Raw genomic sequence first — 14,342 nt, forward strand, 5'->3', positions numbered from 1 at the left:
CTTTTCAGTTATTAATTGAATTTTTAAATGAAAAACGATTATGAATTTATTGATGGTTCCCGGCTTTCATCAGTGATTGAAGCACTGATTTTTGCCAGCGAAGAGCCGATTACCGGTTCTAAAATCCGGGACATTATTGTTGAAAATGAAGAGCAGATTGAGATTACTGAAGAAACGGTATCTGATTTCGTAGATAAGTTGAATGAGCGCTACGATGAAAACGGATTCAGCTTCAGGATCCAAGCAATGGGTGGGGGATATACCTTCGTAACCCAGAAAAAATACCACTATTGGCTCAGTATTTTTCAGCACGAAAATGCTTACAGAAAACTTTCACAATCAGCAATTGAGTCGCTCGCTATAGTAGCCTACCGGCAGCCCATTACAAAACCAGAAGTGGACCAAATCCGCGGGGTTGACTCCGGATATATCCTGCGGCAGCTAATGGAAAAGGCTCTTATTGAAGTTTCAGGCAGAGCTGACAGCCCCGGAAAGCCATTGTTATATAGAACCACAAAACACTTTTTAAGGCACTTTGGAATCAATTCGGTAAGTGAGCTTCCAAAGCCGCGTGAAATTGACGAGATCCTAAAAGATGATGACATGGCCGAACATCGTCAGTTGTTAATGGAGCGTCAGCTTATGATTGATGAAATGGAAGAGGAAGAAGATGATGTGACGCCGGAGGAAATGGCTGATGAATTAATTTCAGAGTACGAGGAGAAGAAAACAGCAAAAGAAAATGATCAGGAAGAAGAGGTTGAAGAGGAATTGGATCAGCCCAAAAATGAGAATCATGAAGGAGAAACCAACGAGGAAGAATGAGTAAGAAAGGAAGACGGAAGAAAAATAAGGCAGACGATAAAAAAGCAGCAACGGTAGATCAAAATTATTCAAAAGAAGAGGAAATACGCCTTAACAAGTTTATAGCACATGCAGGCTTCTGCTCTCGCCGAGATGCAGATGATTACATTTCTGCCGGAAAAGTACAGGTTAATGGGGAAGTTACAACTGAGTTAGGAACTAAAGTCCGCAGGAAGGATACGGTTGTAGTAGACGGACAAAACCTCAGCCTTGAGCCTTTTGTGTATTTATTGCTTAATAAGGGAGAAAATGTAATTACAACCACCGATGATGAAAAAGACCGGACGACGGTGATGGATATCATTGAAGATGCAACAGGCTCGCGAGTATATCCGGTTGGGCGCTTGGATCGGAATACAACAGGATTGTTGGTTTTGACCAATGACGGAGATTTAGCTCATCGGCTGATGCACCCAAGCTACTCAATTCGAAAAACCTATCATGTAAAAACTGAAAAGCCACTCACTGAAAAGCAGCTGGGCGAATACCTGAAAGGCGTTGAACTTGAGGACGGAATAGCAAAGGCAAATCACGTGAAGCAGTTCGTTGATATGCCGGAAATGTTTGAAATATCGGTATTTGAAGGAAGAAACCGTTTGATTCGCAGGATGGTAGAATTCCACGGAACAGAAGTAACCAAGCTTAAAAGAGTGGAATATGCAGGGCTCACTTTAAAGAATGTTTCGATGGGGAGATGGAGATATCTTCGACAAAATGAAATTAATGCACTGCGAAAACACGTTAAGCTTGAGACATTAGACTTTAACAAAGAAAGGTAAACCAAAAGAGACTTCATGGAAATAAGCAGTATTTCGATTTCATCCGGACAGGTAAAATCAACAGAAGGATTACCAATCCGTTATGATTTGTATTCACCTATTTCAAGAAACGGACTCAGCTTTCCGGTCATAATATTTTTACATGGCTTTAAAGGATTTAAAGACTGGGGACCCTTCCCGGATATTTGCGAAGAAATGGCCCGAGCAGGATTTGGGGTTGTTGCCATGAATTTTTCTTTGAACGGAATTGGGGATGAGAAAACCGAATTTACCGAGATGGAATTGTTTGAACGAGAAACGCTCTCTCAAGATCTTGAAGACGTTGGTACGGTGATTGAAGCCCTTCAAAAAGGAGAGATCAGCGATAGCCATTCAAGCTTAAATACCGATAAAATTGGTTTGATAGGGCATTCACGTGGTGGCCAAACGGCTATTGCAGCGGCCGTTGAATATACTCCGGTTCAATGTATTGCCACCTGGTCGGCAGTTGCTGACTATCGGGATCGATGGTCTGATTCCATGAAAAAAGATTGGGAAGAGCAGGGATACACCGAAATTGAAAACAGCCGAACCGGCCAAAAAATGAAGCTCGGTAAGGTTGTATATGATGATGCTACAGAAAATGCTGAACGGGTTATTGCGATGGAACGGGTTGGCGAACTTCGAATTCCTACGCTGTTTATTCACGGACGGGACGACGAAACTGTGCCTTATACTGATTCAGAAAAATTACACATTGCCTGTGACGCCCGCGATAAAGAATTAAGATTGGTGGCCAATGGAACACACACTTATGGTGGTGCTCATCCTTTTGAAAGCCAGGACTTTCCAAAGCCTCTTGCTGAGGTCTTAGAGTGGACGGAAGGTTGGTTTGTAGAATATCTGCGATAAAAACTTTTCTCTGTTTAATTCTTTTTACACAGCATTAGTCTTAGCTACTTGATTAGCTTCGAAACTAACCTCACTTTTACTATTCGGTTACCATTAATAAGAAATAAACCAAAATCTATGAACTACGGAAAAGTTACTATAAATAGACTTGCAGTACTTTTGCTGAGTTTCACCTTTGTTATTGCAGGGTGTAAGACAGCAGAAAAAGCAGCAAGTTCATCTGAAGGCCCATCCCGGGGAATGCGAGGCGGCGGCCCAAGTGGTGATGGCGAAATGAAAAAGTACAGTGATGTCATCACTAAAGATGCAGAAACAGACGAAGGACTGTTTGATGTACATAAGGTTGAAGACAAATATTACTATGAAATCCCTGATGCCTTGTTAGGCCAGGAAATGTTATTAGTTACACGTGTTGCTAAAACAGCAGATAACCTCGGTTACGGTGGCGAAAAGCTTAACACTCAAATCGTAAGATGGGAAAAGAAGCAGGATAAAATTCTTCTTCGTCACATCTCCTATGAGAACGTTGCTTCAGAGACCAAGCCTATTTATGAAGCGGTAAGAAATTCTAACTTCGAGCCAATCATTGCTTCTTTTGATATTGAAGCTCTTAATCAGGATTCAACAGGTTCTGTGGTAGAGATAACCAGTATGTTCACTGATGATATCCCATCATTAGGATTAGACAGTGGCGATCGCCGGCAGTATCAGGTACGCCGCGTAGATGGTAGCCGAACTTTTATTGAGCACATCAATAGTTACCCGGAAAATATTGAAGCGCGAAACATCCTGACTTATGATGCAGGAAATCCACCTTCAAACTCTTCCACAGGGACTATTTCTATTGAACTGAATCACAGTATGATTGTGCTTCCTGAAGAAGAAATGCGCCCAAGAGATTATGATCAGCGGGTAGGATTCTTTAGTGTTTCTAAAACGGAATACACGGACGAAGCTCAAAAGGCAAAACAAATTCAGCATGTAACACGCTGGAAATTAGTACCTAAAGATAAAGAAGCCTACATGGCTTGGATGAATGGCGAGAGTGACGAGCTTGTAGAGCCGGAAAATCCTATTATCTATTATGTTGACCCTGCAACTCCAGAGAAGTGGAGAAAATATTTACTTCAGGGTGTTGATGACTGGCAAGTAGCTTTTGAAGCTGCCGGTTTCAAAAATGCAATTATGGGTAAATTACCTCCAACGAAGGAAGAAGATCCTGAGTTTAGCCCGGAAGATGTACGTTATTCGGTGATTCGTTACTTCGCATCTCCGGTACAGAATGCATACGGACCACATGTTCATGATCCACGTACCGGTCAGATTCTTGAAAGTGATATCGGTTGGTACCATAACGTAATGAACCTTCTCAGAAACTGGTTCTTCATCCAAACAGCAGCAGCTAACCCTGATGCCCGCGGTGTAGAATTTGACGATGAGATTATGGGTGAATTGATCCGATTTGTATCTGCTCACGAAGTAGGTCACACACTTGGTTTCCCACATAACTTTGGTTCAAGTTACGCTTTCACGGTAGAACAGCTTCGCGATCCGGAATTTACTTCTACACACGGAACAGCACCATCTATCATGGATTATGCTCGCTTTAACTATATCGCTCAGCCTGGTGACGGAGTTACTAATTTCTATCCAGCTGTTGGCGAATATGACAAGTGGAATGCAAAATGGGGTTACACTTGGTTCCCTGATGACATGAGTGATGAAGAAATTAAAGCTACTCTTAATGAGTGGACTGTAGAAAGGGCAGATGATCCTTTGTACTTCTACGGCCGTCAAACCGGTAGCAAAATTGACCCACGTTCTCAGAACGAAGACCTTACCAATAATGCCATGGAAGCAGGCGAACTTGGCTTGGCTAACCTTCAGGTAATAACTGAAAACCTGATTGACTGGACCGAAAGAGAAGGTGCTAATTATGAAGAATTAGACGAGCTATATGGTAACATCATTGGTCAGTGGAGAAGGTACATGGGACATGTGTTGTCTAATGTTGGTGGTATCTATGAAAACCACAAAACGTATGAGCAGGATGGCGTTGTTTATGAAGCTGTTCCTGAAGCAACCCAGCGTGACGCGATGGAGTTTTTACAGCAGCATGCATTCAGTACACCAACATGGGCTTTCAGTGATGAAATCCTTGATCGTGTAAATCAGGCATCAGCTGTTGATGATTTCCGAGGTGCTCAAGCCGGTGTTCTTTCCGCTCTTGTTGATGGAAGACGAGTTGCAAAACTGATTGAGTTCGAGCGACGTTCAGATGACGATACGTACACTGCTTTCGAAATGATGGATGACGTACGTAACGGTATTTTCAGCGAAGTAAGAGCTAATGAAAATATTGATGTACATCGCCGAGCTCTACAGCGTGCATACGTTGAAGAGATGGAAGGCCTGATGACTCAGGAAATCCAAGGAAACTGGTGGTCAGGACCATCTGTTGATGTAAGTCAGTCTGACATTCGCCCAATCGTGCGAAATCAACTAAACATTTTAAATCGTGATATTGCCAGCGCTCTAAGAAGTGGTGGATTTGACCGAGCCACAAGAACGCACCTTGAAGATCTCCAAGCGAGAGTTCAGGATGTACTTGACGGTGACGATTAATTAAAAGAGTATAGTTCTTCAAAGCCCCACACATAATTTATGTGTGGGGCTTTTTTTATAGCTATGGTTTTGCCCCTAAGCTTTCGTTTTAGCATCTTAAGTAAGCCTGGTTAACCAAGTACTTAATTATGGAATCACTGATTGAATTTTTTGAAAATGTACCTACTTCATTCCGGGCAGGAATGTTGATTGGTGGAATTTTCCTTTTTTGGATTATCGAGGGAGTATTCCCTTTGTTTGAATTTGGGTACAAGAAAGTCCGACATGCTGCTATCAACTTAGTGTTAAACGGCTTTTTTGTAGTGATTGGATTGGGTTTTGCCGGTCTATTGGTGTGGTCATCGAATTATGTGACGGCCAATGAGTTTGGGGTTTTGCAGTGGGTTGAAATGCCGATATGGGTCCAAGCTATTGTTGGGGTGATGCTGCTCGACTTCTTTGGTGCTTACTTGATTCATTGGATAGAGCACAAAGTCATATTTATGTGGAAATTCCATCTCGTACATCATAGCGATACAACGGTAGATGTGACTACAGGACTCCGCCACCATCCCGGAGAAGCTGTATTTCGAATGGTATTTACCATCATAGGGGTGATTGTAGTTGGAGCTCCCATCTGGATTGTGTTCTTATACCAAAGCATTTCTGCGCTATTCGCTCACCTTACACACGCGAATATAAACATGCCAAGAAAGATAGATCGGGCTTTGTCGTGGATTTTCATCACGCCATTGATGCATAAAGTTCATCATCACTACACCCAGCCTTATACAGATACCAATTATGGTAATATTTTTGCTGTCTGGGATCGTGCTTTTGGAACCTTTGCCCAAGTTGATGAAATGACCGAGCTCAAATATGGCATCGATACTCACATGGATCCCGCCGAAAATGATAATCTGGGGAACTTGCTTAAAATTCCATTTCAGTCGTATCGCCCGCCAGTAGGTTCAAAGTTTGGGGATGAGGAAGTAGAAATTTCTAAAGAGAAATAAACTAGCTTTTTCGAGGGTTGATATAGCTTAATATCAACCCAACCATAACTACCATAATGGTACCCACCGGATTCAACCATAAAAACTCGATGGCTTTGGTATAACCATCCGGCACTTCACTCCATGGGAATATGAAAGAGTAGTCGGCAGTAGTGGCATTATAGAAAAGACGATCGAAGGTGAACACGGAAGCCATTCCTGAAATAAGCCCAATTAAAGCTCCGGTTCCGGTTGCTCGTTTTACCCAAAGCAGTAATACAAACACACCCAGAATAGATCCATAGAAATAGCTGCCAATCTGGTTAATGAGCTCAATAATAGATTTAGTTTCCCCAAGCAGTAAAGCCGAAACCGTGGCTATAGCGCCCCACATAAATGTGACACCTCTCGAAGACTTCACATAGTGCATTTCTTCATACGTATCGCCTTTGAGCCGTCGATACCAATCTACAATGGAAACCGTGGTTAAGGCATTGAGCTCACTGTCTATACTACTGAGTGCAGCTGCAAAAATCCCACCTACAATCAACCCAATAATACCAATAGGGACATGATTGAGGATGAAATAGGGGAAGATATAATTGGTGTCGTTGACATCTGCCTGCTGGATTTCAGCTTGTAAAGCCAGATCAGCCTGACGAGCTTCATTCATTTCGCGATCGGCATTTATAAAGGCTTGCTGATTTTCCTTGCTCCTGTTTTGAACCGCAGCTAAGGCCGCATCTTCACGTGCGATATGGGCGAGGTCATATTGCTTCAAAATCCGTTCTTCGGCAATACGAAATTCTTGTTGTTCAGCTACAGGTTCTGTTGCACGAAAAGAAGCCGGTGCGGGATTAAAGATGAAGAACACATATAACATCACCCCAAGTAAGAGAATAAAGAACTGCATAGGTACTTTAGCATAAGCCGTAAGCAGTAGTGACTTTCGTGCGTTTTTGACTGAATCGGTTGTCAGATATCGTTGCACCTGAGTCTGGTCGGTTCCGAAATAGGAAACCATCAGGAAGAAGGCGGCAATCACTCCACTCCAGACATTATATTTTTCGGATAAATCGAAATTCAGGTCAAGGGCGGTAAGCTTATCGAGGCTTCCGGCTAAGTAAAGAGCATCTCCGAAATCAACGTTTTCGGGCAGATTCATCCAGACCAGGCCGAAGCAAAATATGAGCCCAAACATCATCACAGCCATCTGCTTTACATCCGTATTGATTACACCCGCAATACCGCCAACAGTAGTATATCCGGTGGCAATAATGCCAATAATGATAATGGTCACATTAAGCGGAAGACCAAGCAAAAGGGCCAATACATAGGAGGGAGCGGCAATCACAACACCTAGAGCAAGTCCGCGTGAAATTAGAAAAAGACCGGAAGTGGTTAATCGTGTTTTGAGGCCAAATCGTTCTTCCAAAACCTCGTAGGCCGTAAAATTCTGCATCTTATTGAAGAAGGGAACTAGAAACATACAGATGAAAATCATGGCAAAAGGAATGGCGAGATAGGTCTGCACGAAGCGCATATCTTCCACATAGGCAATTCCCGTGGTTCCAATAAACGTGATTGCAGAGGCTTGAGTAGCCATTACTGAAAGTCCCGCTGCCCACCAAGGCATGGAGCGATTAGCTAATAAATAGCCTTCAATGGTGGATGCATCTTTACCCTGACGGGTTCCATCCCATACCGTATATCCTAAAAAAATGATTAATACCGACCAGTCAATCCAGCTCATTTATGGGGTATTGAATGTGGAGGTGAAGATCAGAAAAAGAAGAATGTAAATAACACCAAGTATGGCAACGACCGTATAATCGCCAAGCCATTTAGGAGTTAATTTTTGGTCGGTTGTTTTTTCATCCATGGCAGATAATAGGAATTGTAAGGTAGTTTTAAAAGTGAGAGATAAAGTAGGATAATTGAAATCCCAGTCATCATCAAAATCCTTAAAATCATGGTTCACATTGCGTTTTTGAAACTTGATTTTGGGATTGATGGATTTACAAGATTATTGGGTTTGCCATCATACAGAACTTTACCCTCTTAAATCATCAATTATTCTAAAACTCTCTTTCCCGTAATTGAATAGCAAATCAAGCGTACTGCAACCGGGGACAAAACCGGAAACGGCTTGCCGGTATTCGGGATGATCATCTAATGCGGGGATAGCTAAATCTGTTTGTCGCTGATAATTCTTTGATTCGTGCTCTAAGTACAGCGTATCGGCACCGATGTTTTGGACGAATTGATCCGGGAAAGTATCGTATTCCGGAATATCACTGGCCATTTTGGGGTGAAGGTCAATTTCCAGGTAGGTCATCATGCGGTTAAAAAAATAGATATCAAAGTCGATGAGCTTGGTGAAATGGGCTCCGGTTTCAAAGTCTGTTCGAAGTTCATCCTCAAATAAGTCGAAGTAGGTGGCGCTTTTGTAGTTGTGATAGATGGCATTCCACAGAGGTTCAAACCAGTCACGAGTCTGATCTATACGCACATCTTTGATAGGCTTTTGCTTGTCTTCGGTCTTGATAGGGAGATTAATCCATTGCAATCCATTATGCCCTCGAATTTGAGCACGGTGCGAACGTCCTTTACGAGACCACTTTTCTACATCCTCCCAAACAATGAGATCCGCCTTAAGCATAGCTGAGAGGTCGTAAAGATTGGGAGCAAATTGAGGTTGGAGCAGAGCTAATTGCAATGTTAAATTTTTAAATTTTGAATGTTGAATGGAAACTTAGCCAATTCAACATTCAAAATTTAGCACTTAAAATTTGTTATCTTTAAGGGATTAGAAAAATGAACTATCAATTACTACAAAAAAGAGAAATTAAATGAGCGTTCGCGTACGATTTGCGCCTTCACCAACCGGATTTTTACACATTGGCGGATTGAGAACCGCACTTTATAATTATTTATTTGCCCGCCATAACGACGGTAAATTTATATTGAGAATTGAGGATACCGATCAGTCCCGATATGTAGAGGGAGCCGAACAGGATATTATTGATTCTTTGGAATGGACCGGGATGGAAATTGATGAAGGTCCTGGCAAAGGCGGAGATTTTGGTCCTTACCGACAGAGCGAGCGAAAGGATATCTATCACAAGTATGCGGAGCAGCTGGTTGAAGCCGGTCATGCCTATTACGCTTTTGACACAGTTGAGGAAATTGATGAGATGCGTGAGCGTTTGGAGAAGTCCGGAAATCCATCTCCTAAATATGATGCGATTACGCGTCAGTCTATGAAGAATAGCCTGACTCTTCCTCAAGATGAAGTTGAGAAGAAATTAGAAAATGGTGACGAGTACGTAGTTCGCCTGAAAGTACCGCGTAAAGAGAATGTCCGGTTTGAAGATGAGATTAGGGGCAGCGTTTCTTTCGATACCGAAGGATTAGACGATCAGGTTTTGCTAAAATCCGACGGAATGCCAACATATCATTTGGCAAATGTTGTTGATGACCACACCATGGAAATCACCCACGTTATTCGCGGTGAGGAATGGTTGAGCAGTACACCCAAGCATATCTTACTCTATAATGCTTTTGGATGGGAGCCGCCAAAAATGGCTCATTTGCCGTTGATTATGTCTCCAAGTGGCGGAAAACTTTCCAAGCGTAAAGCTGAAAGTGAAGGGATTCCGGTAAACACCAAAGATTACATAAAAGGAAATTATGAGCCGGATGCTCTTGTGAACTTCCTGGCTTACTTGGGATGGAGTCCCGGTGATGATTCTGAAATTCATGATCTGAAAGAACTTTGTGAGTTATTTACACTCGACCGTGTGAGTAAAGGTGGAGCAGTCTTCAACTACAAAAAACTGATGTGGTATAATGAAAATTATATCCGTGAGCATTCAGTAGAAGAGCTTAAGCCAAGAGTGAAAGCTTTATTTGAAGAGTCAGAATTTAAGATTCCAAATGAAGAGTTTTTAAGTGATGTTATTGAGCTTCTACATGAGCGTGTATCCAGAATTGAGGAATTTGTAAGCATGGGTGCTTTCTTTTTTGAAGCGCCGCAAGAATATGATGAAAAAGCCCTCAAAAAATGGAAAGAGGACAGTCCAGTTATCCTAAAAGCATATCGGGATAAAATTGAGCAGCTATCTGATGGTGACTTCGAAGCTGTTACCTTGAAAGACAAAATCAAAGAGACGATTGAAGAACATAATGTCGGTTTTGGAAAACTGATGATGCCGCTACGAGTTGCTGTGAGTGGACAGGGCTTTGGTCCGGACCTAACCCCGGCGCTGGAACTTATCGGTAAAGAGGAAGTGCTGGATAGAATTGATACAGCGATTGAGAAGCTTTGATCTAAGGAAATATAGTCATCGCGAGGAGCCCGGATTTTGGTTAGGGTAATTTTCTCAAACGACGAAGCGATCTCCCTAATTCAGGCAATCTTGCATAAAAAAGAGATTGCCACGGAATTTGCTTTCTGCGGTCGCTGAATTCATCGCAATTGTAGATGTTAGGTAATTCGATGACAGTTTTTTAGTTAAGGTGCTTGCTCAACAAGCGTTCGACCTCTTCTGTCTTCTCCTTCAACAAGGAGAAGGACGCGCTGATAAGGTTTCCATACCTTAACCCATCATAAATACTATTAATAGGCTCGGACAAGTCTCTCCTTGAGAAGGAGAGATTTAGAGAGGTCGGAGTATTGGGCTTGGAATAGTTATGGGGCTGTGCAAAGAATTTTAACTAAAAAAAAGGGAGCTCAATTGAACTCCCTTTTCTTTTGCTAAAGATTTTTAGATTCTATTTAGTCCTGGAAACCAACCCTCCCTTCTTACTATCTACCGTAATGGTATAATTGTTTCCGCGGCTAATGATCCATCGAACCGTCACGGAATCCATTCCGGGGATATTATCTACCGCAATTTTTTCAGGATTATTCTTTTGCTCTACGGTCTGATTCATTGCGCGATTGGTTACAACCATTCCAGCTTCAACCTGAGCACCATCAATGGTAATGTAGTTAGGAGGAGTGATTTTGTATTTCAAATCCTGGCTGGCATGAGTAGGGATCATACGCGTATTGGTAATTACGGCCGTCACTTCTTTGAGTCCACCACCTAAGTCTTTTTCTGAGATCTCGTCAATGACCAACTGAGGAGTATGATAGGCGTGGTAAATGCTGAAGGCCATATTGCGATGAGCCATCTGCTCGAGTAGAAAACCGGGGTGGGCGCGACCGAGATTTTTCTTCAGTCCACCAATTTCAATTTCCCCATACTGAGGATGATCGAATGGTTCCCACTCTGTGAGTGCATCATTGAATAACAGATACTTGTTGAATTCGTAGGTTTCTTCACCGTAACGACCTCGGGTATCTTCATTAAACATTTCGTAAGGTGTCCAGAGCTCGTTTGTGAAAGTAAATATTCCTCGGCTTCCATAAAACCAGTCTAGTTCACCGCCAAAAACACTATATAAATCATCATAAACGACGAGGTAGTCGTAGCCCGGCATTACGCGTTCACCCATTTCACCAAGTGCATCATAAACTTGCACATCTGAGCGGTTATAGGTTTCACGATCTTCCTCTGCTCCCGGCCCGCGTAAAATCATACCTCCGGCATTATGGTAACTTTGTCCGGCAGCAATATTTGGATGCTCCATTACAAAATCCATAACCGCACGATTTTCAGGTAACGAGAACGGATACTTATGAGAACCACGCTGTATATAGTCTGGCTGCCAGTTCCAGCCCCAGTCCCGGTTAGGGTCGTAATAGCCTTCAACATCTTCGTTAATACGTCCGTCATTATCATTATCGAGACCTTCAGATCCAAGCAGTTCGTATTCCCCAAACTCATCAGCTCCAACACGCTGCATTAGTTCAGGATAATCAGGATGTGAACGATATCCGCCGCGAGGGTTTTTACGGCGCATGTAGGTGATGCTTCCATCTCCATTCAAATCATCGTACTTATCTTCATTTACCTGTCCGTCCATATCATCATCGATAGGCTTCATGCCTGAACGAGGTGAGCTAGAATTGTTAGGTTCCTCGAAAAAGTTTTCGCGCCCATCAGGGTTGATTGTCGGCGCTATATAGAATGTTTTTTCATCCAAAAGCTGAGTGATGAAATCATTCTGTCCATACATTTCAGCAAGGTACCAAGCTGTATATAAAGAGACTTCAGTGCCCTGAATTTCGTTGGAGTGAATATTTCCATCTATGTACATAGCCGGCTTGCGATCGGCATTGCCCTGAGAATGATTGGTAACCGTGAGGAGCCAGATATCTCTGCCTTCGTATGATTTCCCAATGGACTCCCGCTTAACTAAATCGGGATGGGCATCGGCTAGCTTCTTAGTTAGATCAGTGATTCCCTCATAACTGTAATAACGATTCCATGTGGCTTCAACTTCAGGGTTGGCAGGCGATCCGGCTGCCTTGAAAAATCCATCAGTTATTTGAGCGTTTACCGAAGATGGTAAAGTCCAAACGAGGCCAACAAGTGCGGTAGTAAGTAAAATGTGTGTTAATTTCTTCATGGCTTTCTCTATCGGATGGTATGTTCTTGTGTTGAAATTCCGGTATTTGGCGCTCCGGCTGAAAGGCTAAAAGTACCCTTACCTCGAACCAGCCAGGTTTTGCGGACACTGCCATCACCTTCAATAGATTCGATGGTATCCAGCATTTCACCGCTTACCAATTTCAGATTATTTGAAAGGTTGATTTTAACCACCACCTCTTTCACCCAGTTAGTGCGTTCACCAAGTCGGGAGGCTGTGGGTAAAACTCCGTCATTGTGAATATCGACGGTAATACGGGTTAAATTTCTTCCAGCTTCCGTAACTTCAAAATTGACTAACTGAACTTCCGGTTTCATGGAAGCGAGTTTTGTGATAAACGCCGTATGTTTCTGGCTCAAAGAATCAACCATTGCGTAAGGAGGGTTTAAAGTCATATATGGCTTGATACCTCCTACTTCTACTTTTTTATTGGGGAAGTCAGGGTGATCAATTTCTTCCCAGTCCACAAAAGCATCCATGTTATTCTGATCAGCCCAGGCAAGAAATTTGGCTTCATCATTATCAAATTTCATGGCTTTATCATCATCACCCATAACATCCGGTGTCCACCAGCCGGGAGTACTGAAACTAAATCTTCCATAATGGAAATAAGCCCACTGGAATAAATCACCGGATTGCCCATTCATGGATGGGGCATTTTCTAAGCCGGTAATTTCATTATAAGAATTTGAAACCAGCTGGTTGATGGCAACATCTTCCTCATACCAACCGGTAATCACTCGTTTACTTATTCCGCCTCGGTTAAATTTAACGGGAGAGCTCAGGTTGTTAGCAGGTCCAAATGACACTACCGAAAAGACATTGGAGGCTTCTTCAAATAGAAAATCGAGAACGGCTCTAGTCTCAACTTGAGAGGCCATATTCTCACCGGCGCCCGGCTCAAAATAGGGGTAATCATAGGTGAAGTTTTTGTTGATGTTTACCCCTCCGGCGTTGTCTTCGTTGAATTCACCATCGCCGTCATCATCGGCACCTTCGGTGAATAACTTGTACGTTCCTTTTTCGCCTTTAGTGATATCAGCCATCTTCAACAGGCGATTTTCATCGGGATGAACCATCCATTTTCCGGTGGGATCTTCAACCCGCATCATGGTAATAAGGTTGTCACCATTCAGGTCGTTAAAGGGATCCTCATCAAAAGCATCATCACGATCTTCGTTGGTGGAAATGGTATTAACGTCCCGCTCGTACTTCAGCGAAGCAAAATATTGCTCGGTCGCATCCGGATTAATGCGCGGTAAAACATAAAAAGTGGTGGTTTCCAAAAGACTGCTGATTTCTTCAGAGGAAGAATTAGACAGGAGGTTTTCGGCGAAAGTCAGGGCAAGTTCGCTACCCAGGATATGCGATCCCTTCGCCCCGCCAATAACTGCAATGGCCGGATGATTCTGTACATCGCCGGAGCCAATTGTAAGCACCCAAAGGTCTTTGCCATCGGCTGTTTTTGCAAGTGAAGTTAATTCGGTTAGGTTTCCGTAGTCAGTTTCCAGCTGATTCAGGCGGTCGGTGAGGGTTTGGAAGTCGCTGTATGAGTTTTGAGCAATTGATGATGCCGGCAGGCAAAGCATCCATCCCAAAACAAACAACAGCGAGCGCAGGTACGAATGTTTCATAAATACGGATAATTGATTTTATGGTATGCGAG

Annotated in this window: 11 protein-coding genes; 6 read left to right on the forward strand and 5 right to left on the reverse strand. The window is 42.8% G+C overall.

Translation table 11 applies throughout. The features are described 5' to 3' along the window. Positions 1 to 27: 27 nt before the first annotated feature. The 5 genes from scpB to CL667_05995 all read left to right on the forward strand — a co-directional run bounded on the left by scpB (position 28) and on the right by CL667_05995 (position 6,154). Entirely contained in the window at positions 28 to 825 is a 798-nt protein-coding gene (gene scpB / locus CL667_05975) for an SMC-Scp complex subunit ScpB (GenBank protein MAL17239.1), read from the forward strand. Continuing rightward, positions 822 to 1,643, forward strand: coding sequence for a pseudouridine synthase (locus tag CL667_05980; GenBank protein ID MAL17240.1), 822 nt, complete (start codon positions 822 to 824; stop codon positions 1,641 to 1,643). The genes scpB and CL667_05980 overlap by 4 nt, the downstream gene beginning before the upstream one ends. Before the next feature lie 15 nt (positions 1,644 to 1,658). After that, positions 1,659 to 2,534, forward strand: a complete 876-nt coding sequence (locus tag CL667_05985) for an alpha/beta hydrolase (GenBank protein ID MAL17241.1) — start codon at positions 1,659 to 1,661, stop codon at positions 2,532 to 2,534. A gap of 117 nt (positions 2,535 to 2,651) precedes the next feature. Continuing rightward, positions 2,652 to 5,159 (forward strand): zinc-dependent metalloprotease, encoded by a 2,508-nt coding sequence (locus CL667_05990; protein MAL17242.1) that lies wholly within the window; start codon positions 2,652 to 2,654, stop codon positions 5,157 to 5,159. 128 nt (positions 5,160 to 5,287) lie between these two features. Further along, the gene (locus CL667_05995) at positions 5,288 to 6,154 is read left to right on the forward strand and encodes a sterol desaturase (GenBank protein ID MAL17243.1); all 867 of its coding nucleotides are present in this window, start codon (positions 5,288 to 5,290) and stop codon (positions 6,152 to 6,154) included. Position 6,155: 1 nt separating this feature from the next. Here CL667_05995 and CL667_06000 read toward each other — a convergent pair whose 3' ends face one another. The 3 genes from CL667_06000 to CL667_06010 all read right to left on the reverse strand — a co-directional run bounded on the left by CL667_06000 (position 6,156) and on the right by CL667_06010 (position 8,852). Beyond that, positions 6,156 to 7,886: a sodium-coupled permease gene (locus tag CL667_06000; GenBank protein ID MAL17244.1), complete on the reverse strand. Its 1,731-nt coding sequence runs from the start codon at positions 7,884 to 7,886 to the stop codon at positions 6,156 to 6,158. Further along, positions 7,887 to 8,114 (reverse strand): hypothetical protein, encoded by a 228-nt coding sequence (locus CL667_06005; GenBank protein MAL17245.1) that lies wholly within the window; start codon positions 8,112 to 8,114, stop codon positions 7,887 to 7,889. A gap of 72 nt (positions 8,115 to 8,186) precedes the next feature. Continuing rightward, positions 8,187 to 8,852 (reverse strand): hypothetical protein, encoded by a 666-nt coding sequence (locus CL667_06010; protein ID MAL17246.1) that lies wholly within the window; start codon positions 8,850 to 8,852, stop codon positions 8,187 to 8,189. Positions 8,853 to 8,985: 133 nt separating this feature from the next. Between CL667_06010 and CL667_06015 the strand changes: the two genes are divergently transcribed. Beyond that, positions 8,986 to 10,464, forward strand: coding sequence for a glutamate--tRNA ligase (locus CL667_06015; GenBank protein ID MAL17247.1), 1,479 nt, complete (start codon positions 8,986 to 8,988; stop codon positions 10,462 to 10,464). Between the two features lie 445 nt (positions 10,465 to 10,909). On the opposite strand, the gene CL667_06020 is transcribed toward CL667_06015, so the two are convergent. Further along, positions 10,910 to 12,655 carry a peptidase M14 gene (locus CL667_06020; GenBank protein MAL17248.1) on the reverse strand — a complete coding sequence of 582 codons (1,746 nt, stop codon included), beginning with the start codon at positions 12,653 to 12,655 and terminating at the stop codon, positions 10,910 to 10,912. An 8-nt stretch (positions 12,656 to 12,663) separates the two neighbouring features. After that, positions 12,664 to 14,310, reverse strand: a complete 1,647-nt coding sequence (locus CL667_06025) for a peptidase (GenBank protein ID MAL17249.1) — start codon at positions 14,308 to 14,310, stop codon at positions 12,664 to 12,666. Positions 14,311 to 14,342 lie beyond the last annotated feature (32 nt).

It is taken from the genome of Balneola sp. (genome assembly GCA_002694685.1).
In the GTDB taxonomy this organism is placed as follows: domain Bacteria; phylum Bacteroidota; class Rhodothermia; order Balneolales; family Balneolaceae; genus Gracilimonas.

Bases quoted from the DNA above. Each gene is read 5' to 3' on its own strand.
- CL667_05990 (MAL17242.1), top strand. From the start codon at position 2,652: ATGAACTACGGAAAAGTTACTATAAATAGACTTGCAGTACTTTTGCTG.
- CL667_06025 (MAL17249.1), bottom strand. From the start codon at position 14,310: ATGAAACATTCGTACCTGCGCTCGCTGTTGTTTGTTTTGGGATGGATG.
- CL667_06000 (MAL17244.1), bottom strand. From the start codon at position 7,886: ATGAGCTGGATTGACTGGTCGGTATTAATCATTTTTTTAGGATATACG.
- CL667_06015 (MAL17247.1), top strand. From the start codon at position 8,986: ATGAGCGTTCGCGTACGATTTGCGCCTTCACCAACCGGATTTTTACAC.
- CL667_05980 (MAL17240.1), top strand. From the start codon at position 822: ATGAGTAAGAAAGGAAGACGGAAGAAAAATAAGGCAGACGATAAAAAA.
- CL667_05985 (MAL17241.1), top strand. From the start codon at position 1,659: ATGGAAATAAGCAGTATTTCGATTTCATCCGGACAGGTAAAATCAACA.
- scpB (MAL17239.1), top strand. From the start codon at position 28: ATGAAAAACGATTATGAATTTATTGATGGTTCCCGGCTTTCATCAGTG.
- CL667_05995 (MAL17243.1), top strand. From the start codon at position 5,288: ATGGAATCACTGATTGAATTTTTTGAAAATGTACCTACTTCATTCCGG.
- CL667_06020 (MAL17248.1), bottom strand. From the start codon at position 12,655: ATGAAGAAATTAACACACATTTTACTTACTACCGCACTTGTTGGCCTC.